The 25,560-nt window shown below is 63.9% G+C and carries 24 protein-coding genes; 16 read left to right on the forward strand and 8 right to left on the reverse strand.

Annotated elements, in window-relative coordinates; genetic code table 11:
* Positions 1-18 precede the first annotated feature (18 nt).
* On the reverse strand, positions 19-573 hold the full coding sequence (locus G3N95_RS36745; protein ID WP_205974984.1) for a thioesterase family protein: 555 nt from the start codon (positions 571-573) through the stop codon (positions 19-21).
* A 119-nt stretch (positions 574-692) separates the two neighbouring features.
* Complete coding sequence (locus G3N95_RS36750) at positions 693-1,793, reverse strand: aromatic acid exporter family protein (protein WP_205974985.1); 1,101 nt, start codon at positions 1,791-1,793, stop codon at positions 693-695.
* 248 nt (positions 1,794-2,041) lie between these two features.
* Between G3N95_RS36750 and G3N95_RS36755 the strand changes: the two genes are divergently transcribed.
* Positions 2,042-2,608: a GNAT family N-acetyltransferase gene (locus G3N95_RS36755; protein ID WP_205974986.1), complete on the forward strand. Its 567-nt coding sequence runs from the start codon at positions 2,042-2,044 to the stop codon at positions 2,606-2,608.
* 210 nt (positions 2,609-2,818) lie between these two features.
* Here the strand turns inward: G3N95_RS36755 and G3N95_RS36760 are convergent, their stop codons facing one another.
* Positions 2,819-3,373: a putative glycolipid-binding domain-containing protein gene (locus tag G3N95_RS36760; protein ID WP_205974987.1), complete on the reverse strand. Its 555-nt coding sequence runs from the start codon at positions 3,371-3,373 to the stop codon at positions 2,819-2,821.
* Between the two features lie 252 nt (positions 3,374-3,625).
* On the opposite strand from G3N95_RS36760, the gene G3N95_RS36765 reads away from it, so the two are divergent.
* From G3N95_RS36765 to G3N95_RS36800, 8 genes are all read left to right on the forward strand, one after another.
* Entirely contained in the window at positions 3,626-4,573 is a 948-nt protein-coding gene (locus tag G3N95_RS36765) for an urea transporter (RefSeq protein ID WP_205974988.1), read from the forward strand.
* 21 nt (positions 4,574-4,594) lie between these two features.
* Complete coding sequence (locus G3N95_RS36770; RefSeq protein ID WP_205974989.1) at positions 4,595-5,374, forward strand: class II aldolase/adducin family protein; 780 nt, start codon at positions 4,595-4,597, stop codon at positions 5,372-5,374.
* A 44-nt stretch (positions 5,375-5,418) separates the two neighbouring features.
* The gene (locus tag G3N95_RS36775; RefSeq protein WP_205974990.1) at positions 5,419-5,604 is read left to right on the forward strand and encodes a 4-oxalocrotonate tautomerase; all 186 of its coding nucleotides are present in this window, start codon (positions 5,419-5,421) and stop codon (positions 5,602-5,604) included.
* A 666-nt stretch (positions 5,605-6,270) separates the two neighbouring features.
* On the forward strand, positions 6,271-6,486 hold the full coding sequence (locus tag G3N95_RS36780) for a hypothetical protein (RefSeq protein ID WP_205974991.1): 216 nt from the start codon (positions 6,271-6,273) through the stop codon (positions 6,484-6,486).
* A gap of 111 nt (positions 6,487-6,597) precedes the next feature.
* On the forward strand, positions 6,598-7,995 hold the full coding sequence (locus tag G3N95_RS36785; RefSeq protein ID WP_205974992.1) for a cytochrome ubiquinol oxidase subunit I: 1,398 nt from the start codon (positions 6,598-6,600) through the stop codon (positions 7,993-7,995).
* Between the two features lie 30 nt (positions 7,996-8,025).
* Entirely contained in the window at positions 8,026-9,027 is a 1,002-nt protein-coding gene (gene cydB, locus G3N95_RS36790) for a cytochrome d ubiquinol oxidase subunit II (protein ID WP_205974993.1), read from the forward strand.
* A complete protein-coding gene (locus G3N95_RS36795; RefSeq protein ID WP_205975036.1) occupies positions 9,011-9,157 on the forward strand; it encodes a hypothetical protein in 147 nt (48 codons plus the stop codon). The genes cydB and G3N95_RS36795 overlap by 17 nt, the downstream gene beginning before the upstream one ends.
* A 654-nt stretch (positions 9,158-9,811) precedes the next feature.
* Positions 9,812-10,573 (forward strand): response regulator transcription factor, encoded by a 762-nt coding sequence (locus G3N95_RS36800; protein ID WP_205974994.1) that lies wholly within the window; start codon positions 9,812-9,814, stop codon positions 10,571-10,573.
* Positions 10,574-10,658: 85 nt separating this feature from the next.
* Here the strand turns inward: G3N95_RS36800 and G3N95_RS36805 are convergent, their stop codons facing one another.
* Together G3N95_RS36805 and G3N95_RS36810 are read right to left on the reverse strand one after the other, a co-directional pair.
* Positions 10,659-10,976, reverse strand: coding sequence for a hypothetical protein (locus G3N95_RS36805; RefSeq protein WP_205974995.1), 318 nt, complete (start codon positions 10,974-10,976; stop codon positions 10,659-10,661).
* Positions 10,977-11,278: 302 nt separating this feature from the next.
* Positions 11,279-13,108, reverse strand: coding sequence for a hybrid sensor histidine kinase/response regulator (locus tag G3N95_RS36810; RefSeq protein WP_205974996.1), 1,830 nt, complete (start codon positions 13,106-13,108; stop codon positions 11,279-11,281).
* A gap of 377 nt (positions 13,109-13,485) precedes the next feature.
* Here G3N95_RS36810 and G3N95_RS36815 point away from each other — a divergent pair, with 377 nt between their 5' ends.
* Together G3N95_RS36815 and G3N95_RS36820 are read left to right on the forward strand one after the other, a co-directional pair.
* Positions 13,486-14,298, forward strand: a complete 813-nt coding sequence (locus G3N95_RS36815) for a hypothetical protein (protein ID WP_205974997.1) — start codon at positions 13,486-13,488, stop codon at positions 14,296-14,298.
* 304 nt (positions 14,299-14,602) lie between these two features.
* Positions 14,603-18,001 carry an alpha/beta fold hydrolase gene (locus G3N95_RS36820; RefSeq protein WP_205974998.1) on the forward strand — a complete coding sequence of 1,133 codons (3,399 nt, stop codon included), beginning with the start codon at positions 14,603-14,605 and terminating at the stop codon, positions 17,999-18,001.
* A gap of 60 nt (positions 18,002-18,061) precedes the next feature.
* Here G3N95_RS36820 and G3N95_RS36825 read toward each other — a convergent pair whose 3' ends face one another.
* A complete protein-coding gene (locus tag G3N95_RS36825; protein WP_205974999.1) occupies positions 18,062-19,462 on the reverse strand; it encodes an FAD-binding oxidoreductase in 1,401 nt (466 codons plus the stop codon).
* Positions 19,463-19,470: 8 nt separating this feature from the next.
* The gene (locus tag G3N95_RS36830; RefSeq protein ID WP_205975000.1) at positions 19,471-20,466 is read right to left on the reverse strand and encodes an isopenicillin N synthase family oxygenase; all 996 of its coding nucleotides are present in this window, start codon (positions 20,464-20,466) and stop codon (positions 19,471-19,473) included.
* Positions 20,467-20,749: 283 nt separating this feature from the next.
* On the opposite strand from G3N95_RS36830, the gene G3N95_RS36835 reads away from it, so the two are divergent.
* The 5 genes from G3N95_RS36835 to hutC (G3N95_RS36855) all read left to right on the forward strand — a co-directional run bounded on the left by G3N95_RS36835 (position 20,750) and on the right by hutC (G3N95_RS36855) (position 24,762).
* Positions 20,750-21,589, forward strand: coding sequence for a transporter substrate-binding domain-containing protein (locus tag G3N95_RS36835; RefSeq protein WP_205975001.1), 840 nt, complete (start codon positions 20,750-20,752; stop codon positions 21,587-21,589).
* Between the two features lie 81 nt (positions 21,590-21,670).
* Positions 21,671-22,321 carry an amino acid ABC transporter permease gene (locus G3N95_RS36840; protein ID WP_205975002.1) on the forward strand — a complete coding sequence of 217 codons (651 nt, stop codon included), beginning with the start codon at positions 21,671-21,673 and terminating at the stop codon, positions 22,319-22,321.
* Positions 22,322-22,331: 10 nt separating this feature from the next.
* Positions 22,332-22,994, forward strand: coding sequence for an amino acid ABC transporter permease (locus G3N95_RS36845; RefSeq protein ID WP_205975003.1), 663 nt, complete (start codon positions 22,332-22,334; stop codon positions 22,992-22,994).
* Positions 22,995-23,032: 38 nt separating this feature from the next.
* A complete protein-coding gene (locus G3N95_RS36850; RefSeq protein ID WP_277398063.1) occupies positions 23,033-23,899 on the forward strand; it encodes an amino acid ABC transporter ATP-binding protein in 867 nt (288 codons plus the stop codon).
* Positions 23,900-23,928: 29 nt separating this feature from the next.
* A complete protein-coding gene (gene hutC, locus G3N95_RS36855) occupies positions 23,929-24,762 on the forward strand; it encodes a histidine utilization repressor (protein WP_241019161.1) in 834 nt (277 codons plus the stop codon).
* A gap of 11 nt (positions 24,763-24,773) precedes the next feature.
* On the opposite strand, the gene hutC (G3N95_RS36860) is transcribed toward hutC (G3N95_RS36855), so the two are convergent.
* Complete coding sequence (gene hutC / locus G3N95_RS36860; protein ID WP_205975004.1) at positions 24,774-25,529, reverse strand: histidine utilization repressor; 756 nt, start codon at positions 25,527-25,529, stop codon at positions 24,774-24,776.
* Between the last annotated feature and the right edge of the window lie 31 nt (positions 25,530-25,560).

A 25,560-nucleotide genomic window follows, 5' to 3' on the forward strand; every position in this document is an offset into this window, starting at 1 on the left:
TCGGGCGGCGCGTGGCGGTCAACTTTGCGCAGCCATCTCGCGCGGCGCGGCGTGCGGCGCCATGCCGCCTTCCGCCGCGCTCCACTGCATGACCCAGTCGGGCATCGCAGGCGAAGCGTGCATCACGCCCGCCAGCGCGAGCAGTTCGCTCGTCGGCACCGTGCCGCCGCTGCGCTTCAGGAAGCGCGCCCGCACGACGCCCAGCGCGACCTGAACGCCGTCGCGGACAAAGCCCTGTTCGAGAAATACATGCTTGTCGTCCCAGCCGATCACGCGCGTCGCCACTTCGTAGCGGTCGAATAGCTCCAGCGAGCGGTGAAAGCGCATCGTCTCCAGCGTAACGACGGGATACCAGCCACGCTTCTTGATCTGCGGCCACATGCGCGAACGCACCATCAGATCGATGCGCGCCAGATCGAGGATCGTGAAGTAGCGGCCGTTCGTCATATGACGCAGCACGTCGAGATCGTTCAGCCACACGCGAAACGGCGTGACGCATTTGTCGAGCACATGCAGCCGCCCGCGACGCGGACTCAGCATGAGCGTAAGGAACAGGCGCAACAACAGGTTCATGACAGGGCTCTTCGTGGCGACGCCGGCGACAGTGAGGCCGGCACAGGAGCCCGCATGTTAATCGACCGTGCGATACGGCAACGGCCATTGGTATAGAGCATCTCTTCGTATCGGGCGCTTCATGCCGCCGCCGTAGCCTGTCCCGCGAGGTGTTCCGTGTGCATGTCGCTCAGTCTGCACAGCAAAATGCCGTAGCCCGACAGGTGGCCGAGATAGACGCTCGTGAACACGCCGGGTGCGGGCAGCGTATCGACGATCTCGCGCAACGCGTCCAGTTGCAGCGGCTTCTCGTCGAGCGGCGCGCGCTCGACGCGCAGATCCGCAACCAGCGCGAGCTTCGCGTGCGCATCGACCAGTTTCGCGAGGCCGGCCAGAAACGCTTCGCGCCAGCGCGGGTCGAGCGCGACGAACTGCTCATGGAACGTATCGACCGTTTCCAGAAAGTTGACGAGCGAGTCGAACAGTTCGTGATAACACCAGAAAAGCGGCAGCCGTACGCGATTGCGTTGGAGATGCGCCGACACCCATGCCTGTTGCAGATCGAGCTTGAGCAGGCCGTGTGCTTCCTTCAGATCGGTGCTCGACTTTCTCAGCCTGTCGGCCGTCGCTTTCAGCTGCGCCCGGTCGAACTGGCCCGCCGCCAACTGCGCGAGCGCTTCCGACGCCTGTTCGTTGCCGTCGTTCACGAGCCGGTTCGCCCAGTAGCCGTGATCGGGCGGAAACGCGACCTGCTGGAGGATGAAGCCGAGCAGCATGCCGAGCACCACGCCGATCAGACGCTGCTCCAGCAGCGGAATATGCTCGCCCGTATAGAGCACGAGCGTCATCGGGATCGTGATGCTCGTCATCTGGAACAACGACGGCTTCAGACGCACGATTGCGAAGATCACGGGCGGCAGGAGCAACGCACCGAGCCACAGATGCGGCGCCGTCAGCCAGATCACCAGCGTGGCGATCGGCATTGCGACGACGTTCGACATCACGCGTCGATAGAAGTAGCCGCGCGCGGCGGAGATCGAACTGCCGAGCGCGAGCGTCAGCATCGTCGAACTTGCGAGCGCAACGGCCGCTTCGGGGTAACCGAGGTTGTAGGGAATCGAAAAGCCGATCCACAGCCCGAGCGCGAGCTTGACGTACTTGGCGTTTTCCGAAAGCGAGAAGCGCGCGAGCGCGCGGCGAAACGGCGTGAGCGGCTTGTGAGCATACGAAGCGGACGACATGATGGCTCCTGCATGGCAGCGGGCGCTGCCTGGGGCGTGCGTGGATCGAATTGTACCGATCCCTCGATGAAAAACCCGACGGCGAGCGAGCCGGCTTCCTCTCCTGGATTTCCTCACCTCCTGGATTTCCTCACCCTCCTGGATCGGCTCACCGCGACCGCACGCCGCGCCATTTTTGAAGCGCTTCATTTCCTTGCGAGCCGCAGGCATAGTGAGAGGTTTCCAGCCTCGACACGCAACCCGACACAATGAGCGAGACCTCCCCGGCCGCCGCGCCCGTGATCCGCGACGCCACCGAAGCCGACTTCCACGCCATCCAGGCCATCTACGCGCATCACGTGCTGACAGGCGTAGCTTCGTTCGAAGAGACGCCCCCAACCGCCGAGGATTTGCAGCAACGCCGTGCCGCCGTACTCGCACATGGTCTGCCGTATATCGTGGCCGTCGTCGACGGCAAGGTTGCGGGCTACGCTTACGCGACGCTCTACCGTCCGCGTGTCGCATATCGCTACACGATCGAGGATTCGATCTATATGGACGACGCCTTTCGTGGCCGCGGCGTCGGGCGCGCTTTGCTCGCAGCGCTGATCGAGCGTTGCGAACAGGGGCCGTGGCGCCAGATGGTCGCCGTCATCGCGGACGGCGGACGCGGCGGCTCGCTGTCGCTGCACCGTAGCGCGGGGTTCGAACTGGTCGGCACGTTGAAGGCGGTCGGCTTCAAACAGGGCCGCTGGCTCGACTCGACGCTGATGCAGCGCGCGCTCGGACACGGCAGCGAGGCGTTGCCCGCTGGCGCGCACACGGAAAGCGACTAGCTCGGCAACGGCATGCGACGAAACGTTCGCAGCAGTTCGTCGCGCCAGAATCACCGCATGCCCCGATCGCCCAAATCAGCACCGGCGGCTACCACGCCGCCCCTCGTATTCACGCGATGAAATCGATGCGGGCCATTGGCTCGTGCTGCGCGATCCGGCGCGCGTCGCGGGCAGCATCGACGGGTTCGTCGCCGCGCGCGAAGCGTCGCTTCAGACAAGCGGCAAGGTGCGCGTGAACATCGTCGGATAGTCGATGACGAGTCCGTCCTCGTCCACTTTCAGCTCTGCCGCAAAGCCGGTGTCGATGCCTTCGTAACGATATTCGCTGCCCGGCTCGATGCACGTATAAGCCTGCTCGACGCGAGAAACCTGCAAATCCGGGACCGAAATGAACGCGACGGCGATCGGCTCGCGCGCACCCTTCGCGAGTTGCAGGCGGCGGATGGGCAGCGTGTTCGTGAACGGCGTGGCCGAAATGTCGATATCGATGCAGCCTGCCAGCGAGGCGAGCACGAGCCCATGCCCGTCGTGCCAGTTGCCTTCGCCGTCGCCATGCAACTCGAGTTCCGCGCCGCCGACCAGCTTCAGCGAAGCATGCAGCGTGCGCCATTGCAGGTCGCATTTCACGCGGTACACGAGGCCGTATGCGCGGCCATCGCGCTCGCCGACCAGCACGCTCTCGACGTAAAAACCATCGGCGCGCGCGTCGAACGCGAGATGCTCGACGCCTTCGCCCTCTTGCGGGGTCCATCGCACTTCACGCATGAATCCGTCTCCTGTAGGTGAAAGTTGGGAGCCGCCCTTGATGACATCGTAGCGCGATCGTCGGCGCGTGCGTGACAGGCCTTCGATCGCCCCGATATCAGGCGCGCCCAAATAACCGCTATCAACGCGCGCGCATGCCGTTTGCTCGCCGTGTGCCCTATGCTCGCGGTTCGTCTGCTTCGAATCACAACGGCCGCGCGAGTTCCGCCTCACGCGGCTTTGTCACGTCCTCGTCACATCAGTTGAACCGTCATGTCCGCCGCGCCTCATGAAGAACCGCTCGATGCCTTGCGCACGCTGCTGCGCAGCTTCGGCCAGATCGTCCTGCAACGGGATGCGGCGACGGGTGCGTGCGTACTCGCGGCATGGCTCGTCAGCGATGCGCGGCTGGCATGCGCGGCGTTGACGGGCGCGATTGCGGCGAACGTGGGCGCGGTGCTGCGCGGCTACGATTGCACCGACACGCGCGACGGCCTGCACGGCTTCAACGGCGCGCTGGCGGGGCTCGCTGCGTTCACCTTCATTTCCGACGACGCTACGGCGATGGCCGTCGCGATACTCGCGGCGACAGCGGCCGCGTGGTTGCTCGGTCCGTTGGAACGGCTGTTGCGTTCGTGCCGACTGGGTTTCTATTCGAGCCCGTGTCTGCTCGTGACGTGGGCGTGGCTGCCGTTCGCGCGTCCGATGCCCGCGCATCCTGCCGCAAGTGAAATGGCTTTGCGGGTCGATCCGCTGCACGGCTTGCTGGCGGGCCTTGCTCAGACCTCTTTTGCGTGCAGCGCGGTTGCAGGAGCGCTGATACTCGCCGGCATTGCGCTTGCGTCGATGCGCGCGGCGTCGTTCGCGCTCGCAGGCGCGGCGCTGGCCACCGCCGTGCACTGGCTGTTCGGTGCCGACAGCGCTTCGTTCGATGCGGGCCTGTTAGGATTCAACGGTGCGCTCACGGCGCTCGCTGTCGCCGATTGCGGCGTGCTGGCCGCGCTGGCTGGCGTGGGCGTATCGGTCGTGCTGCAACAGACGGCTGTGTTCTATGGCGTGCCGGCATTGACGGCGCCGTTCGTCGTCGCGACCTGGACGATGCGGCGCATCATGCGCGATACTCGCCGCACCAGCATGAACAGCGCGGAACCTTCGCCGGACAGCGGCGTTGCCGTCGCGCATCGGAAACAGGCAAGCCGCGCAGTTCTACCGGAGCGCTGAAGCAAACTCACTGGAGACATCATGTCGTCGTTCGCTCATACGCCTGCGGGCCGCGTTGCGCAGTCGAAGCCCATGTCGGAGGGGGAACGGCGCACGCGCGTCGACCTCGCGGCTGCATACCGGCTTGCGGCCTTGAACGGTTGGGACGATCTCGTCTACACGCATATTTCCGCGAGCGTGCCCGACGAGCCCGGTCATTTCCTGATCAATCCGTTTGGCCTGTCATTCGACGAAGTGTGCGCGTCGAATCTGGTGAAGATCGACATCGAGGGCAACATCGTCGGCGCGAGCGAGCATCCGGTGAATGCGACGGGTTTTGCGTTGCATGCTGCCGTGCATGCCGCCCGGGCCGACGCATTCTGCGTGATGCATCTGCACAACACGGCGGGCGTTGCCGTATCGCTGCAAAAGAACGGCCTGTTGCCGGGCTCGCAGCACGCGCTGCGTTTTCATGGCTATCTTGCGTACCACGACTACGAGGGTCTTGCCTTCACACCGGCCGAAGGCGAGCGCCTCGTAGCCGATCTCGCCGACAAGCCTGCGATGCTGCTGCGCAATCACGGCACGCTGACGACGGGCCGCACGGTTGCGGAGGCGTATGTGCTGATGGCGACGCTCATCAAGGCATGTGAGATTCAGCTGCTCGCGCAGGCGGGCGGCGGCGAGCTCGTGTTGCCGCCCGAGGCGGTAGCTGAGCGCACCGCGGAACAGCTTGATGACGGCGGCGCCGTTGAAGGTGGTATCGAGTGGCCTGCGTTGTTGAGGAAACTCGATAGAGTAGATGCGTCGTATCGCGACTAGTTTTTTTGCTTTTCAAACTTTGGTTTGCTTAAGGGACGTGGATCATGCCGACTTTTCGTATCGAACTTTTTGAAGGCCGTACCGTTGAACAGAAGCGCGAGTTTGTTGAAGCCATCACGAAGGCGACGTGTGAGTCGCTGAATGTCGAACCTGGTTCGGTGGATATTATTCTTGTCGATGTGAAGAAGGAAAACTGGGCGACGGGGGGAAAGCTTTGGTCTGAGGCTTAGCACCTGCGGCGCGGCTTTTGCCGGTTTGGTTTTGGGGTTCTTCTTTCGCTGGCATCCGCGTTTTGCTTCTGGTTTGCTGGCGTTGCCCCTGTGCGGGGCGGCACTTACTTTCTTTGCCGCCGCAAAGAAAGTAAGCAAAGAAAGCGGGCTCACACCGCCAGTGCTACTTGTTGCCTGCGGGCTCCCGCCAGTTCTTGCACTCCACGCGGCAACGCGCTTGTTTGCGCCCGTTGCCAACGTGCTAACTGCACGCCTCACCCGCTTCACACTCCCACGTCATAGCCCGCGTTACCAGAATTCGACGGCCGCCCAGGTGGCAAACGGTGTGTAGGCCATCGCGATCGAAGTGCACCACTCCGGACTGAAAAGCGGATCGGTGTCGTAGGATCGGCAACGCGCATGGCGCGACAAGCTACACACAGTTTGCCACCTGGGCGGCGCAGACGATTCGCTGTCGCCAGCAACTTTACGGGTGATTGAAGTGGTTGATGCACCTGTTCAAGGCACTGGCAACGGGCGCAACACAAAGTGTTGCCGTGTGGAGTGCGGGACCCGTTGGGGGCCCGCAGGCAAGTACAAAAGCTAGCGGTGTGAGCGGCTTTCTTTTGCCTACTTTTCTTTGCCGCTGCAAAGAAAAGTAGGTGCCGCCCCGCACAGGGGCAACGCATGAAGCACGAAGGCAAAACGCGGATGCCAGCAAAACCGCAAACCCAAACCCCAACCCCAACCGCGACACCCCACCACACCCCTCCGTATCCCGCGCCCAACGCGGGGCCATGCTGCGACGCGGTCGATTGCCGCACGCAAGAAGAAAACAAGCCAGAGAGCCGCGCCGAAGGCAAACACAAAAACCTGATCCAGATCAACGATTTACAAATATAGACAATCCAAAAATCACCGCGCGTATGCGCCATATCGCCACACCGCGCGCCGCAGCAAAACCAACTCCGATCCCCTACGCTTGCGGTCATGCCTGCTACCGGATTCGGACACATGAACACCGCAATCTCCGCCTTCGACCTCGCCCGCATGCAGTTCGCGTTCACGGTCTCGTTTCACATCATCTTCCCGGCCCTCAGCATCGGCCTCGCCAGTTTCATCGCCGTCCTCGAATGGCGCTGGCTGAAAACCGGTAAGGCCTACTACAAAGATCTTTGCCTGTTCTGGTCGAAGATCTTCGCCGTGGCCTTCGGCATGGGCGTCGTGTCGGGCGTCGTCATGAGCTACGAGTTCGGCACCAACTGGTCGGGCTTCTCCTCGTTCGCCGGTCCCGTCACCGGCCCGCTGCTGATGTACGAAGTGATGACGGCGTTCTTCCTCGAAGCCGGCTTCCTCGGCATCATGCTGTTCGGCTGGCAACGCGTCAGCCCGCGCGCGCATTTCGGCGCGACACTGATGGTCGCGATCGGCACGCTGATCTCCACCTTCTGGATCCTCGCGTCCAACAGCTGGATGCAAACGCCGCAAGGCTTCGATATCGTCGACAACCACGTCGTCCCCGTCGACTGGTTCAAGATCATCTTCAACCCGTCCTTCCCGTACCGTCTCGCGCACATGGCGATCGCCGCGTTCATCGTCACGGCGCTCGTCGTCTCCGCCGTCGGCGCGTGGCATCTGCTGAAGGGCCGGCGCGACAACGCCGTGAAAAAGATGTTCTCGATGGCGCTGTGGATGCTGCTGGTGCTCGCGCCCGTGCAGGCCTTCGTCGGCGATGCGCATGGTCTGAACACGCGCGAATACCAGCCCGCGAAGATCGCGGCGATCGAAGGTCTGTGGGACACCGAAACAGGCGGCACCGCCCTGAACCTGTTCGGCATCCCCGACATGCAAGCCGAAACCACGAAGTACGCGGTGTCGATTCCGCACCTCGGCAGCCTGATCCTCACGCATAGCTGGGACGGCGAAATCCGCGGGCTGAAAAGCTTCCCGAAAGAAGACCGGCCGAATTCCACGGTCGTGTTCTGGAGCTTCCGCGTAATGGCGGGCCTCGGCGTCGCGATGATCGCCTTCGCGCTTGCCGCGTGGGCGCTGCGCCGGCGCGGCAAGCTGTACGACGCGAAGTGGTTCCAGCGCATCGCGCTCGCAATGGGACCGACGGGCTTCCTGTCGCTGCTCGCGGGCTGGATCACGACGGAAGTCGGCCGTCAGCCATGGGTCGTGTACGGCGTGAAGCGCACCGTCGAAGCCGTATCGCCCCTTTCCGCACAACAGGTCGGCATTTCGCTGATGGCGTTCGTCGTCATCTACTTCCTCGTGTTCGGCACGGGCATCTACTACATGTTCAAGCTGATGCGCTCGGGCCCCGGGCTGCCGGGTAACACGCCGGACGGCGTGCCCGCCGGTCCCGAGCGCACTGCACGCCATCCGCTCGATCACATGATCGACGCCTGATCCCAACCCTTCCATACCCGTGAGAGAAAAATGGATGTGACCGTAGTCTGGGCCGCGATCATCGCACTGGGCCTGTTCATATACGTCGTGCTGGACGGATTCGATCTCGGCATCGGCATCGTATTTCCGTTCTTCCCCGACGAGAAGGAACGCGATCTGATGATGAACACCGTCGCGCCCGTCTGGGACGGCAACGAGACCTGGCTCGTGCTCGGCGGTGCGGGTCTGTTCGCCGCATTCCCGGTCGTCTACTCGACGGTGCTGTCGGCGCTCTATCTGCCCCTCGTGTTCATGCTCGCTTGCCTGATTTTCCGCGGCGTGTCGTTCGAGATCCGCGCGAAGGCGAATCGCACGAAACATCTGTGGGATCTCGCGTTCATCGGCGGCTCGACGGGCGCGGCATTCTTCCAGGGCATCGCGCTCGGCGCGTTCCTGCAAGGCATTCCCGTCGCCGACGGCCGCTTCGCCGGCGACGCGTTCGGCTGGCTCACGCCGTTCTCGCTGCTGACGGGCCTCGGACTCGTCGTCACCTACGCGCTGCTCGGCTGCGGCTGGCTCGTCGCGAAGACGGAAGGCGATCTGCAGCGGCGGCTGCATCGCGTCGTGTGGCCGCTGACGATCGTGCTGCTCGGCTTCATCGTCGTCGTGAGTCTGTGGACGCCGCTGCAGGAACCCCAAATCGCGCAGCGCTGGTTCGATGCCGGCATCTTCTGGCGCCTGCTGCCCGTGCCGTTCCTCGTCGCGATCTGCACGTTCTTCATGCGCCGCGCGGTGCGCGACCGGCATCACAACACGCCGTTCATGATGGCGCTCGGGCTCGTGCTGCTCGGCTACGTCGGCCTGCTCGTGAGCCTGTGGCCGTACGCGATTCCGTCGAGCCTCACGCTCTGGGAAGCGGCCGCCCCGCGTTCGAGTCAGATGTTCACGCTGGTCGGCGCGGCCGTCATCATCCCCATCATCATCGGCTATACGACGATGGGCTACTGGGTGTTCCGCGGCAAGGTGCGTCATGGCGATGTCCACTATCACTAAACCCGCTCGCTCCCGGCTGCCCGGCTGGGTCTGGTTCATCGCGCTGTGGTGCGGCGGCGTGGGCGGCGCGATGATCGTCGGCTATGCGTTCAAGGCGCTGATGAACGTGACGCTGTTCGCGATCACCTGAGCTGCTTTGAGCTTACCTGGAGCGCGATCCGGGCAACGCGCCGGGCAATCCGCTGAGCCAGGCGCGACCCGCTCATATCCACTGCGCATAAACCGCCGGGCGGCCCGTCGAGGCCACCCGTCCGCCTTCAAAATCCTTCCGCGAAACTCGTCTACGTAGCAGGCCGCGAGAGCAATGCAAGCAACAAGCCTGCGGCTTCCGATGCAGTGCCGCACAAACCAGGGAAAACCACACGCGCAACCGGGACGGCCATGCCGTCACGGCAGCGCGAGCGAGACCAGACCACACTGATAAAGTCACGCCGATGCCGTTGCATTCCGGGCGGCCGGCGCGAACAATGAAGCGCGAATCACAAAGGACAGCGGACGCACGCACCTGCCGCAAGGCGGGCGCAGCGCAGCCGCGACAGGTATCCCCCGTCTGACGATCAGGCATATGATCGCGGCTTGGGAAACACAACAAGCTGTTGCTGCATGGACGGCCCACCGCTGGTCGGGCCGCAGGGAGTGCAGCGGGTTGCGATGCGCAGCGGGCGTGAGCCCGGCGCGGCGCAGCCTTGCGGACGGACGGCGCGCGCAACGGGGAGCGCGCCGTCCGCTCCCGTCCCGACCGACAACATGGGCACAACACCGGCAGGGCAAAAGCGGAGACATCATGAAGTTTCTTGTAGCCGACGATCATGAACTGATCCGCCAGGGCGTCAAGGGTCTGCTACGCGGACTCGATCCCGACGCCACATTCGACGAAGCCGACAGTTGGGAAACGCTGGCGGCCGCCGCAAGGCCCGACGCGGACCACGATCTCGCGATCGTCGATCTGCACATGCCGGGCATGACGGGCGCCTCCTCGCTGCAAGTGCTGCTGAAAGAAAATCCGGCGCTGCCCGTCGTGGTGCTGTCGGCCGAAGAATCGCCGGACGAGATGCGCGCCGTGCTCGCGGCAGGCGCGCTGGGCTTCGTGCCGAAGCGCCAGCCGGCGAGCGTGATGCTCAAGGCGATCGAGCTGGTGCTCTCGGGCGGCGCGTATGTGCCGATGGAAGCGCTCAGCCTGCTCGGCTCGCGCGACGCGGCTACGGCCACGGCAACCGCGGCGGAAGCCGCTTCGACGGCGGGCGCCACCGCCCTCGCCGCGCAAGCGACGACGGCCGCGCCGCCGGATGCGGCGCCCATCGTCCGGGTCGAGGCGTTGCAGCCGCATCAACAGCATCTGCTGGAAAATCTGTCGCCGCGTCAGCAGGAAATCATGCGGCTCGTGCATCGCGGCTGGACCAACAAGATGATCGCGCGCGATCTCGGCGTCGCCGAAGGCACGATCAAGGTCCATCTGTCCGTGATTTTCCGTGCGCTCGGCGTGCACAACCGCGCGACGGCCATTGCCGTGATCAACGGCTGGCTCGAAGCCGGCAAGACGCTTTAGAGAGAGAAAGAAGGCGGCAGAACGTCGCCTTCGGCAAAACGCGGCCTGAGCAGCCGCGCTCGATGTCGCGCCTGAAGCGCGCGCGTCAGAGCATTTCCGTCGCGAGCGTGACGCCCAGCGCCACGCCGCCGATCACGCCGATTGCGCGGCCCAGCAGCATCGCGTTCAGATCCTCGTCGAGGAGGAATTCGCTGCGGCGCTCGCGCAGCACCGTGCGATGCAGCAGCGGCATCGGAAACAGCAACGCACACGACAGCGCCACGGGCAGTGCCAGGCGCAACGCCATGTTCGCGTGATGCTCGGCTGGAATGCCGATGTACAACATGCCGACCACGAACACGGTCGTCAGCAGTGCGCCCGCCAGCACGCCAGCGACGAGCCTGTCGGAAGGATGTCCGTCCACTTCTACACCTCATTGATTCGATTGCCGCGTCGGCCGACGTGCCGGACGCGATGGTTGCCGGAAGCATTCGCGGCGGTCATGCGGCACCGCCGTTATCGCGAATGGGCTTATTTCAGCAGCCAGGCATGGCGCCCGTCGATCAGACACTTCTCAAAAAAGCGTGCGAATGGGCTGGGAAGAAGATGAGGTGCGTCGATAGAGATGCGCCGACGACGGCGCAACGATCAGCGCTGCGTTGCGTGCAGCGCAGGAAGTCAACATATGATTGCAACGCCCCGTACGCTTTTCAGCGCCGTGCGAAGTCAGCCGCGCGTCGTCGCAGGCTGCTCCACCGCTACGCGTTGCGCGCGGTCGCCGGGCGCATCCGCGACGGCACCCGGCTGCTGCCACAGCATCTCGAGCGTGCGGCGCAGCCGCGCGGGCGTTACCGGCTTGTGCAGCACGGGAATGCCCTGCAACGCCAGCGCTTCCAGTTCCACCGACGCCATATCGCCCGTAATCAGCAGCGTCACGACGCGCTCGCGACCGCGCCCCCGCAGCGCGTCGCGCACCGCGCCGAGCGCCTGCGCGCCCGTCCGGTGGTTGGCGAGCTGGTAGTCGCACAGCACGGCGTCGGGCATGAAGCCTTCGTCGATGGCCTGCAGCGCGTGACGCTCGTCGGGCACGCCGCGCACCACGCAGCCCCAGCGCCCGAGCAGGCTCTGGATGCCTTCCAGGATGGCCGGCTCGTCGTCGATGCAGAGCACGTGGCGCCCGAGCGCTGCCGCGCCGCTCACGGCCGAGTCGTTGAGCCCGGCGACGATCCTCAGCGGATCGCCTGCTCGCACCGGAAAGCGGAACACGGAGCCGCGCCCCGGCGTCGAGCGCAATTGCAACTGGCCGCCGAGCATCTCGACCAGCCGCTTGACGGTCGGCAGTCCGAGGCCATGCCCCTGGCGCGCGTCGCGCTGCCGGTTGGCGACCTGATAGAACTCCTCGAAGATGCGCTCCTGCTCGGCCTTGGGAATGCCGATGCCCGAATCGCGCACCTCGATATAGCCGCCCTCGCGCTGCCCCGCGCGCCGGTAGCCCATCCAGATCGCGCCGCCTTCCGTGTAGCGCACCGCGTTCGACAGCAGGTTGCTCAGGATCCGCTCCAGCAGCACGGGATCGTCGTGGATCACGGCGTCCGTCGGCGCGATGCGCAGCGCGAGCCCTTTCGCGGCCGCCTGCGGCCAGTACTGGTTGCCGACGCGGTCGAACAGTTCCGAGAGTCGGAAATGCAGCCTGATGACCTGGGTGACGCCGCTTTCCAGCCGCGCCAGATCGAGCACCTGGTTGAACAGCTGGTTCAGCGCCTCGACGTTGTTCGCGATGTTGCTGGCCGTCTTCGCGTGCTGCACGGGCGTCGCCGACGAATCATTCAGCGATGCCGCGAGCAGCCCGATCGCGTGCAGCGGCTGGCGCAGATCGTGGCTGGCGGCGGCGAAGAAGCGCGTCTTCGCGAGGCTCGCCTCTTCGGCGACCAGCTTCTGCGCCGCCAGCGACTCGGCCAGCGCCTGCTGATCGACGCGCGCCTGCACGACGCGCTGGAACAGCTTGCGGTAGCTGAGCGCGTACACGTTGATCGCGCAGAAGAAGAACGCGAGGACGATCGCGAGAATCGTGCGGTCGAACGTATGCGTGCCGAAGTGCAGCACGATCGCGGGCAGCAGCAGGAACGGGATCGCCGTCACGAAGTTGGCGACGTCGAAGCCGTTCGACATGAACACGCCCGCCGCCAGCGTGACGAGCATCACCGTGTGCAGGATGGGGAGATCGGTGTGCGGGCTCTGGAACGCGAACCAGATGGCGAGCCCCGGCGCGCTGTAGAGCAGCGCGCCGCGCGCCGCGTGCAGGTTGATCCAGGTGCGCGGCGACACGGCTTCGGGCCAGCGCCGGTTGCACATCCACAGCGCGAGGCTCGCGCAATTGGCGAAGCCATAGAAGATGAAGCAGGCCGCGAAAAGATGCGGATGCGGGATGTTATTCCAGTAGATCGCCACCAGCACGGCAATCGAGAACCAGTGCGTAAAGAAGGCAATCGGGTCCTGCGCGTACAGCACGCGCACGAGGTCTTCGTCGATGGCGCGCTGGATGGGATCGGCCCGCATCGTGCGGTCTCCTTGTGTCGGCCTGAGTTGGCACTGTAGCGAGATTCGCTTCGTTTTTTGTTAAACCGCCACGGATAGCACCGGCTTGGGGAATAAAACCCGTTCGCCGTCCGTCATACACCGGCACCGGTACAGTCTAAAGATAGTTTACCCGTCCTGCCGACGGTTTACCCTTCAGCTATGACTTAATCCATATAGGCGGCGCCGCGTGCAAAAAGCATACTGGTTTCAACGATTCGACGATTCAACGATCAAGCGCGGCCGACAGCCTCTGAAGGTTCAGTTTCAAGACTTCATTTACGCCTGTTTGTCGAGGCTCCATTGGCGGATTCCCCCGCCCCTACCGCGCGCCTTGCCCCTTACCGATGGAGGCCTTCATGGGCGCAGTTCCGAGCCAGGATTTCGCACGCACTCTCGATGACGCCGTTCTTCCCGAGTTGTGGCGCCGCCGCACGCAGCTCACGGACGACGAAATGATGTCGATGTACGACCTCGTGAAGCGCGCGTTGCGCACCTACCACCCGCTCGAATTGCACGCGCTCGGCGAAGACAAGGAAGAGCTCGTGCATCAGTTCATCTATACGAAGGTGCTGCGCCTTGCGCCCGGACACGTCGAATCGAAGGCGACGCCGGAAAGCGCGCCGTCCAACAGCTACGCGATCTGTGCCTACTTCCGCCGTTATCTGATCGACTGCCTGCGCAGCGCGAGCCATCAGCGCAACGTGTCGATGGAACACGAAGGCATGATGCAGGAAATCGATCTGCGGGCGCAGGCGCTCGAAGATCCCGTCGAAAGCGTGCTGCTGCAATACGGCCTGAGCGAGCGCCGTGTGCGCCAGGCCGCGCGCGACTTCATTGCTTCGCTCGATTCGCCCGAGCGTATCGTGCTGGCGGGCAGCCTCGGCTGGTGCTCGGAAGCGAAAGGCGGTCTGTCGGCGGTGGCCGCGCAGCATCGGGTGCCCTCCTATCACTATCGCGCCGTCAAACTCGGTGTCACCATGAAGAAGACGGACGACGCCGCGCAGTTTTCCAACACGAAGATCGGTCAATGGCTGCGCGACGACCTGGGCATTGAAATCGACGCCGAAAATCGCGACGCGATTCTCGTGATCTTCAACCTGCTCGCAGCAGAAGCGACAGAAGCGGCCACCTCGCCCGATAACGAAGAGCTGATCGAAGCAGCCGCCTGAGTTCATCCTTGATCTCCGCTGTTTGACATTTGACATTTGACAATCCGGCAGACTCGTTCGGCGTCTTGAACGAGTCTGCCTGCAAGCCCTCTGCATTTCATCGTTCCGCGCGACAATCGCCCGTCCGCACGGGCGCTTTCGCGCCGGCCTTCGCGGCACTTTTTGAATCACGCGGCTAAACGCGCGTTTTCCCTTTGCATTTCGCTGCGCGGCGTCCAGGATAAATAGGCTGCGCGCAGTGAGCCGTCTTCGTCGCCGGGATGCCCCCCGCCTGGCGCACATCCCCTATAAGAGAGGTGGTCGAATGAACCGCTTGTCCAGCGCCCTTGCGGCGATGAAGGACCATTACGAGGTGGTGGTGGTGGGTTCCGGCTATGGCGGCGCGATTGCCGCGAGCCGCATGGCGCGTGCGAAACGCAGCGTGTGCCTGCTGGAACGCGGCCGCGAATTCATGGCGGGCGACTTCCCCGCCACGCAACTCGAAGGCGTCGCGCAGGTGCAGTACAACACGGGCGTCGCGCAGATCGGCTCGCCGCTCGCGCTGCTCGAAGTGCATGTGAACCCGGACGTGAACGTCGTGGTCGGCTGCGGACTCGGCGGCACCTCGCTGATCAATGCGAACGTCGCGCTCAAGCCCGACCCACGCCTGTGGGACGACCCGCGCTGGCCCGCCGCCGTACGCGCGGACCAGGCGACTCTCGACGTGTGCTATGCACGCGCCACGAAGATGCTCGGCGCGACGCCCGTCCCCGACGACTATCCGGATCTGCCGAAACTCGACGCGCTCGCGCTGTCCGCGAAACGGCTCGACATGAGCAACCGCTTCTACCGTCCGCCCATCACCGTGACGTTCAAGGACGGCAAGAATGCGGCGGGCGTCGACCAGAACCGCTGCACCGGCTGCGGCGACTGCAACTCGGGCTGCAATCACGGCGCGAAAAACTCGACGCACATGAACTATCTGCCCGATGCCGCCGCGCATGGCGCGCAGATCTTCACGGGTGCGGCCGTGCATTCGGTGGTGCGCGACGAGAAGCAAGGCGTCTGGTGCGTGCGCTATCAGCCCGCCGACCTGAAGCGCGAACTCTACGACGCACCGGAAATGTTCGTGACGGCCGATATCGTGATTCTCTCGGCGGGCACGCTCGGCTCGACGGCGATCCTGCTGCGCTCCGCGGAAGCCGGCTTGCCCGTGTCAAAGCAACTCGGCCAGCACTTCACGGGCAACGGCGACGTGCTCGCCTTCGCGTTCAACACCGACAAGGTGATCAACGGCGTCGGCTGGGGCACGCATCCGCCGGGCGACATTCCGCCCGTCGGACCGTGCATCGCGGGCATCATCGACCATCGCGACACGCCGAATGTGAAAGACGGCTTCGTGATCGAAGAAGGCTCGATCGCCTCGCCGATCGGCCTCGGCCTGATGGGCGTGCTCGGCGTCGCGGCGCCCGCCGAAGGCGTCGAGATGCCGGACCCCGACGGCGATCCGCCGCTCGCGGACGAAGCGCGCATCGCCGAAAGCATCCTGCGCGGACCGTATCACGGCGCGATGCGCAACACGCAGACATGGCTCGTGATGGCGCACGACGACGAAAGCGGCCAGATCACGGTCGAAAGCGGCCGGCCGCGCGTAAGCTGGCCGAATGCGGGCAAGCAGCCGATCTACGAAACCGTCGAAAAGACCTTGATCGAAGCCACCAGTGCGCTGGGCGGCTCGTACGTGCGCAATCCCATTTCCAGCGACATGTTCCAGAACCGCACCGTCACCGTGCATCCGCTGGGCGGCTGCGGGATGTCGGACGATGCGGCACACGGCGTCGTCGATCAGGCGGGCCGTGTGTTTTCCGGTGTGGACGGCAATGCGGTGCACGAGGGGCTGTACGTGATGGACGGCGCCGTGGTGCCGCTCTCGCTCGGCGTGAATCCGCTGCTGACGATCTCGGCGCTCGCCGAGCGCAACTGCGCGCAGCTTGCGCAGTTGCGCGGCTGGCAGATCGACTATGACTCGTTGGGCAACACGGCACCGCCGCCCGCGCCGAAGATCGGTCTGCGCTTCACCGAGACGATGATCGGCACGTACTACGCGGGCGACGTCAAGCCCGAAGGCCAGCAGGACGACCGCGCGGAAGGCACGCCCATCAGCTTCACCGTGACCGTCGTGTCCGACGATCTCGACGACATGCTCGCGAACCGCGAGCATCAGGCGCATATGATCGGCACGCTGACGTGCACCGCGCTGTCGCCCCAGCCGATGACCGTGAACGACGGCATCTTCAACCTGTTCGTCGTCGACGAAACGAATGTCGACCGGCGCAACATGAACTACCGGATGACACTCGATACCGTCGACGGCAAGCACTTCTATCTGACGGGTCAGAAGATCATCACGCACACGTCGCTGACGGAGTTATGGACGCAGACCAATACGCTTTACGCAAAGGTGCGCGAGTCCGCCGCCGATGACGCGCCCGTGATCGGCCACGCGACGCTGATCATCACGCCGGAGAACTTCCTCAAGCAGCAACGCACGCTCGAAGTCACGAACGCGCCCGACCTCGAAACGCGCCTTGCGTACACGCTGAAGTTCGGCCGCTTCTTTGCGGGCGTGCTCTACACGGAATACGGCGGTGTCGCGGCACCATTGCAATACTTCGACCCCGATGCGCCGCCGCGCGTGCGCCGCACGCTGCGCGCGCCCGTGCCGCAGATCACCTACTTCGAAACCGAGGACGGCAAGACGCTGCGGCTGGCGCGCTATCACGGCGGCGACAAAGGGCCGTTGTTGCTGATTCACGGCTCGGGCGTGTCGAGCCGCATCTTTTCGACGGACCTCATCGGCACGAATCTCGTCGAGTTCCTGTGCGCCGCGCACTACGACGTGTGGCTCGTCGATCTACGCGTAAGCATCGAACTGCCGAGCGCCACCGAGCGCACCACGGCCGACGACATCGCGCGCTACGACATTCCCGCCGCCGTCGCGAAAGTGCGCGAACTGACGGGCGCCGATCAGATCCAGGTATTCGGCCATTGCCTGGGCGCGCTGGCGTTCAGCATGTCGCTGATGTCGGGGCTCAAGGGCGTGCGCTCCGCCGTGCTGTCGCAAGTCTCCGCGCATCCCGTGCCGGGACTGTTGCAGCGGATCAAGGCGGGATTGCACACGCCGCAGATACTCCAGCATCTCGGCATCAAGGACATGACCGCTTATACGCAGCACGAAAAGTGGCCGCACAATCTGCTCGACGAAGCGCTGAAGTACTTCCCCGTCGGGCACGACGAATCGTGCAGCAGCCCGGTGTGTCATCGCGCGACGTTCCTGTATGGGCTGCTGTATGAGCACGCGCAGCTCGACGAACAACTGCACGCGAATTTGCAGGAGCTATTCGGCATTCACGATGTCGAGCTGTTCAATCAGCTCGCGGCGATGGTGCGCGCGGGGCATGTGGTGGATGCGAATGGCGACGATGTCTATTTGCCGAACCTCGACGGCATGAAGCTGCCCATTGCATTCATTCACGGGACGGAAAATCTCTGCTATCTGCCGACCAGCACGGAAATGACTTACGACCTGCTCGTCGAACGCTTTGGGGCCGACAACTACGAGCGGCATCTGATCAAAGGCTACGGACACATCGATTGCGTGTTCGGCAAGCGCGCGGCACTCGATGTATTTCCGACCATCGTCAGGCATCTGGACGCGCACTGAATGCAGTGACAGTTCGTCATGAATGCTGCGGCATTCATGACGAACTCAGGTACACGACAACTAGAACAATTTGCCCGGATTCAGGATGCCGTTCGGATCGAGCGCATGCTTGATCGCCTTCATGACCGCCAGTTCTTCCGGCGAGCGCGACACGGGCAGGAACTCGCGCTTGAGCGAGCCGATGCCATGTTCCGCCGAGACCGAACCGCGCAACGGCGCGAGCAATTCGTAGACGAGCGCATACACGTCGTGATGATCGACGCCGGGGACGGAATGCCCGTCAGTGGTCACGTGCAGATTCGAATCGCCGATATGGCCGAAGAAGTACGACTCGTTACCCGGCCATCTGCGATCGAGCGCCGCGCGGCAACGATCCACGAACGCACCGATCTCGCCGATCGGCAAGCTGACGTCGAAATTGATCGGATCGAGCTTGACGGGGAACTCCGCCGTACATTCGCGGATCGCCCACAGTGCGCGCGTATCGGCAACCGACTGCGCGATCACGGCATCGCGGATCGCGGTCTCGTCGAGTGCTTCGGTGAGCACGCCAGAAAAGCGCGAGCCGTTGTCATCGGCATCGAAGCTCGCATGTTCGATCAACGCGTACAACGGATGCGCTTCGCCGAACGGCGAACGCGCGCCCGTCAGCATCACGCCGAAATCGAAGAAGTCAGGCCACATGATTTCGAACGCGCCGATGTCGTTGCCGAAGCGCGTCGACAGCCTGCGCAGCAGATTCACGGCCTGCTCGTAATCGCCCAGCGCCACCAGCGCCGTATGCCGCGATGCACGCTGCGGCTGCAACTTCAGCACGGCGCGCGTGATCACGCCGAGCGTCCCCTCCGAACCGATGAACCAGTGCTTGAGGTCGTAGCCGGTGTTGTTCTTCACCATCTTGTTCAGCGAACTCAGCACGGCGCCATTCGCCAGCACGACTTCGAGACCGAGCACCTGATCGCGCGCCGTGCCCGATTGAATCACGCGATTGCCGCCAGCATTCGTCGCGAGATTGCCGCCGATCTGGCATGAGCCGCGCGCGCCGAGATCGAGCGCGAGTTCGAAGCCCGCTTGCGCCGCCGCTTCCTGCGCGGCCTGCAACGTCGTGCCGGCGCGCACCGTGATGGTCGCCGCAGCGCTGTCGATTTCCTCGACGCCTGCAAGACGGTCCAGCGACAACGCGATATCCGTCGCGCGCGGGATCGAACCGCCCGCGAGCCCCGTCATGCCGCCTTGCGGCACCACGCTCTGGCGAGCGTCGTTGCAGATCATCAGGGCGCGTGCGACCTGCTCGGTCGTGCGCGGCAGCAGCAATGCGGCGGGACGCGTCGGCTCGTGGCGTGTCCAGTCCGTCATCGAGCGTTCGCCGATTTCATCGCCGACACGCACGGCGTCGTCGCCCAATGCTTCGCGCAACGCGGCCAATGTCGACGCAAGCGTTGCCCCTTGGTTCACTGTCATGCGGTTCCTTATGTCGTGCCTTGCGCCGCCGCGAGCTTCTTCCGGTAACCCATCGAACTGTTGATGCGGCCCAGGATATAGTCGCCCGCCGCGACGGGTTCGTACTTGCAGTCGGCATCCGCCGTGCCCAGATCGCGCGGATCGACGGCGGATGTGTACGTCGGATCGTAGAACGTCGCGATCGAATAGCGCTCGCGGCCCGATGCGTTGATCACGCGATGCAGCGTCGAACGGAAGCGATCATTGGTCCAGCGCGCCAGCAGGTCGCCGACATTCACGACGAAGCTGCCTTCGATGGGCGGCGCCTCGATCCATGTATCGTTCGCGATCTCGCGCACCTGCAGGCCGCCCACGCGATCCTGCCACAACAGCGTGATGCAGCCGTAGTCGGTATGCGGGGCAACGCCAAACTGCTCTTCATCGGATTGCGGCGGCTGCGGCGGATAGTAGACCATCTGCGTGCGCTGCATGCGCTTCGTGTAGCGCGACGCGAAAAAATCCTCGCTCACGCCGAGGCCCGTCGCCACTGCGCGCAACAGATCCGCGCCGCACGCGCCCACTTCCTCGTAATAGCCGTACAGCGCGGGCTGCAATTCGGGCATGAAATCGGGCCAGTTGTTCGGCCCGCGCAGCGCCTGCCCTGCCAGCACATCGGGATCGTTCTCGGGCAATTCGAGGCCGATGCTGTAGAACTCCTTGTAGTCGGGACGCTTTGCCTGATACATCGTCGCGTCGCCCAGTGCATTGAAGCCGCGATGCCGCTGATTCACAGCCGCACGCCGTTTCGTCTCGACGGGAAAAGCAAAGAACTTCCGCGCCGCCTGTTCCGCACGATCGATCGCCGCTTGCGGCACGCCATGATTGACGATGTAGAAGAAGCCGATGGTCGTGCAGGCGTCGCGTATCTCGCGGCCCGCCCGCGCGAGCGCATCGCGGTCGCCGCTGCGTACGCCCGCAAGATCAATGACAGGTATGCGCGTGGTTGCTGCACTCAGTGCCGACATCGCGAGACTCCTTCATGGCGAACGATTGACCTGATGATTCCATGCACGCGCACTGCGGCGCACGCGAACAAACGAGAGTTTCACGTTGTATATACCGCCAAAAGCGCAATCGCAAGTTGCGCGCACTCGAGATCATTCTTCTGCGGAAGGAACGCCCGCAACATTAGGGTTTGACAGCATGCGATTATTTTTTTCGCGCAAAAGCAGCGGTATATACTGCCTCGCATGACTCGCGCCCCCGCCATGTCGAGCGCGACACCGCTTTGCCAACGGGAGAATCTCAATGGGTATCTTTGCAGGCTGGAAGTGTCGTCTCGCGATGGTGGCGTTCTGTGCCGCCGCTTCGGTTGCCAGCGTCAGCGCACACGCGGAAGACCAACTCGCGAAGGTCAAGAAAGCGGGCGAACTCGTCGTCGGCACGGAGATGCAGTTTGCGCCGTTCGACTTTCTCGAGAACGGCCAGCAGGCAGGCTTCAATAAAGACCTGTTTGCCGAAGTCGGCAAAGAACTCGGCGTGAAGGTGCGCTTCATCGATTTGCCCTGGCCAAGCGTACTGCCCGGCCTCGAAGCGGGCAAGTTCGACATGGTGGGCGGTCCGCTCACGGTGACGAAGGCGCGCATGGAGCGCTATACGTACACACTGCCCGTCGCCGATGCCACCGACGCGCTGCTCAAGCGCGCGAACGATACCTCCATCAAGCAGTCGTCGGATATCGTCGGCAAGACGGTGGGCGCGGGCAAGGGCTCCGCACAGCTCGACCAGCTGAAAGCCTACATCGCGACGCTGCCGAAGCAGCCCGAAGTGCGCGAATACGTCGACAACAACCAGGCGTATGCGGACCTCGCGGCGGGCCGCATCGCTGCCGTCGCCAACTCGATGACGAACATCGCGTATGTCGCGAAGCAGCGTCCCGAAACGTTCGCCGTCGTCACGCCGCCGTTCGGCGCGAAGGTGTACTTCGCGTACTGCCTGCGCAAGGACGCCGACAGCAAGCCGCTCGCCGACGCATTCAATGCCGCTCTCGTGAAAATGCACAGCGACGGCCGTCTCGCGGCCTTGCAGAAGAAATGGTTCGGCGTGGCGATGGACGCGCCCACCACGATGCCGACACCCAACTACTGATGCCCTGAATCGTGCGGCGGCTGCGCAAATTTCGTTTGCGTAGCGCGCCGTCTACATGTCCTCTTTTGCAGGCAACAGGCCATGTTCAGCGCCCACGTTTTCGCTCAAGGTTTTCCGCTGCTGCTGCAAGCCGCGCTCGCGACCATCGGCATTTCGCTGACGGGGCTCGTGATCGGCTTCTTCGTCGGCATCGGCGTGTGCTCGGCGCGGCTGTCGTCGAATGCGATTGCGCAACGCTTCGGCGGCGCCTATGTGTTCTTCTTTCGCGGCGTGCCGATGCTCGTGCAACTGCTGCTGGTCTATTACCTGCTGCCGTTCGTCGGCATCAACGTGTCGCCCATCGTCGCCGCGATCAGCGCGGTATCGCTGTGCTCCGCGTCGTATATCGCGGAGATTCTGCGCGGCGGCTTTATGAACATCCCGCCGGGACAGATGGAGGCGGCCCGCATGCTCGGCCTGTCTCCCCTCGACATGCTGCGGCGCATCCAGGTGCCGCAAGCGTTCCGGATGACGCTGCCGTCGCTCGTCAACGAAATGGTGTTGCTGATCAAGGCGTCGTCGCTGATTTCGGTAGTCGGCGTGGCCGAGATCACGCGCACGGCACAGAACATCGCGGCCAGCACCTATCGGCCGCTCGAAGCGTATCTCGCGGCGGGTCTGATCTACTTCGTGATCTGCGGCACGCTCGCACTCGTTGCGCATGCCGCCGAGCATCGGTTGATGCATACCTGAGGACGGCACGATGCAACAACTCGATCCCACCGTCATCACGCACAACCTGCAACCGATCGCAGCCGGTCTCGCGACCACGCTCGGCACGTGGGTCGCCGGCGTCGCAATCGGCCTTCTGATCGGCTTCCTGATCGCCGTGCTGCAACTCTTTTGCGGGCGCTGGGTGCGCGGCATCCTGCGCGTGTATATCGAACTGTTTCGCGGCACGCCATTTCTCGTGCAGCTCTTCTTGCTCTACTACGGCGGCCCGTCCATCGGCCTCACCCTCGAACCGCTGACGGCAGGCGTGCTCGGCCTCGGTCTGTACGGCAGCGCCTACTTCGCGGAAGCATTCCGCTCCGGCTTTCAATCGATCCCGCGCGGCCATCTCGAAGCGGCATCGTGCCTTGGCCTCACGCGCTGGCAAGCGGTGCTGCGCATCCAGGTGCCGCAGATGCTGGTGCTGATCGTGCCTGCCCTCACGAACCTGATCATCGTGCTCAGCAAGGAAACCGCGGTGCTGTCGATCGTCACCGTGCCCGAACTGACCTTCGTCCTGACGGGCATCGGCTCGGCCACCTTCGCGTTCGTCGAAACGCTGCTGGTGCTGTGCGTGTGCTATCTCGCGCTCGTCGAACTCACGTCGCGCGCCGGCATGTGGGCGGAAGCGCGCATCGCCCGCTTCATGGCCTGAGGGTCGAACGTCAACCGCAAGCGTGACCGGAAATCATCATGAATGCACCCGTCGACATGCCCGCCTCTTCTACTCTCGGCTCGATGCAATCCGGCCGCACACCGCTGATCGAAGTGCGCGATCTGCGCAAGCGCTTCGGCGACGTCGACGTGCTGCGCGGCGTCGATCTCGACATCGACCGCTCGGAAGTGGTCTGCATCATCGGACCGTCGGGCTCGGGCAAGAGCACACTGCTGCGCTGCCTCGCCGCGCTGGAGACCTACGATCAGGGCGACGTGCGCATCGAAGGCGAACTGCTCGGCTATACGGAGCGCAACGGCACACGCGTGCGCGCGTCGCAGGGCGAGATCAACCGCGTGCGCCGCAACGTCGGCATGGTGTTTCAGCAGTTCAACCTTTGGCCGCATATGACGGCGCTCGGCAACGTGATGGAAGCGCTGCTGCGCGTGCGGAATCTGTCGCGCGACGAAGCGAAGCAGCGCGCCAACGCGATGCTCGAAACGGTCGGTCTCGCGCACAAGGGCGATGCGTATCCGGCCAAACTCTCGGGCGGTCAGCAGCAGCGCGTCGCGATTGCACGCGCGCTCGCGATGGAGCCGCACATCATGCTGTTCGACGAGCCGACCTCCGCGCTCGACCCCGAACTCGTCGGCGAAGTGCTGCAAGTGATGAAGCAGCTTGCGCGCGACGGCATGACGATGGCCGTGGTCACGCATGAAATGGGTTTCGCTGCGCAGGTCGCGGACAAAGTGGTGTTCATCGATCAGGGACGCATCGCTGTGCAAGGCAAGCCGCACGACGTCTTTCACGACGCCAACCAGCCGCGTCTGCGCCAGTTCCTGCAAAACTACTTCGACCGCAACGCGTTCTGGTCGCGCGGCGCGGACAGCGCGGACCCAGTATGAGCGCCCGCCTCGACTGACGCCGCGCGCCGATGCCCGCCCCCGTCATCCGCGACAAGCCACGCACGCGAGCGCTTGCGAAAACGCGCAAGCCGCGCGGGCCGAATGTGCGCCAGACGACCACTGACGCGTCCGATCCGCAACCACCCGCCGCACGCTACGAGCAAGTCAAACAATACATCCGCAACACGATCGAATCGGGCGAACGACGCGCAGGCGATCGCATTCCCTCGGAACTCGATCTGGTCGAATCGCTCGGCGTATCGCGGATGACAGTGAACCGCGCATTGCGCGAACTCACGAACGAAGGGCTGTTGACGCGCGTATCGGGTGTCGGCACGTTCGTCGCCGAAACCAAGCCGCAGTCCACGTTGCTGATGATCGCGCATATCGGCGACGAGATTCGCTCGCGCGGCCATGAATACAGCTATCAGGCGGTGCTGTTGCAGCGCGAGGTCGCGCCCGTCAATGTGTCGAATGCATTAGGACTGCCACCGGGCGCGTCGGTGTTTCATGTGATCTGCGTGCATCGCGAGAACGGCTTGCCCGTGCAGCTCGAAGACCGTTACGTGAATCCGGCCATCGCGCCGGATTTCATCGACCAGGACTTTTCGACGATACGTCCTTCGGAATATCTGTTCAGCGTCGTGCCCGCACACGATGTCGAGCATGTGGTCGACGCCGGCCTGCCGGGCCGCGCCGAAGCCGAACTCCTGCAGATCGCACCAGAGGAGCCATGTCTCACGCTGATGCGCCGCACGTGGACGAGCGGCGTCGCAGTGACGTTCGCGCGCTTCGTGCATCCTGGCACGCGCTATCGGCTCGGCTGCCGATTCGCGCCGGATACATCGCAACGCCAAGGCTAGCGAAGCATACGCTAGACGTTCCCCGCCAGATGAAAGCGCGAGGCCGGGTGCCACAACTGCACCGACGTCGCGACATGCTCGCCGACCCATGTCCGGCGTTGCAGCATCAGGCACGGTTCGCCGATCTCCATCATCAGATGACGGCGCACATGCGCGTTCGGCTTTTGCGCGTAGATGCGAAACTCCGCGCGCTGGATGGGCGCGAGGCGCACCATGTAATGATTCGGCGTTTCGACCGTGAAATCCTGATTCAGATAGTCGGGAAACACGCGCGGATTCACATAGCGGTCTTCGTACTGGATCGGCTCGTTCTCTTCGTTGTGCACGATGCGCGAATGGAACACGGGCCCTTTGACGAGCGCCAGCGCATCGAGCGCGAGCGGATCGTCGCTCGATTCGAGCGTCAACACGCGCGCCGAATGCCGATGACCGCGCGCGGCGATTTCATCGGCGATATTGCGGATTTCGAGGACCGTCGATTCATAGCGTCGCGGCGCGACATAGGTGCCCGAACCTTGTACGCGTGTGAGCACGCGTTCCGTCGTCAGTTCGCGCAGTGCGCGCGACACCGTCATGCGCGCCACGCCGAATTCCTTCACCAGCTCCGCTTCCGATGGAATCAGCCCGCCCGGCTTCCATACGCCCTCTTCGATGCGCGCGATCACATAGCGCTTGATCTGCTCATAGGCCGGCATCGCCTTGCCGGGCGTCGCGCGTGCGACGGCGGATTGATGTTCGGCTGTCTCCTGGTGCCCGTTTATCGTCATGTTGTCGTCGACCTCGTGGATTGAGCCTATC

Source organism: Paraburkholderia sp. Tr-20389 (genome assembly GCF_017104565.1).
Classification (GTDB): domain Bacteria; phylum Pseudomonadota; class Gammaproteobacteria; order Burkholderiales; family Burkholderiaceae; genus Paraburkholderia.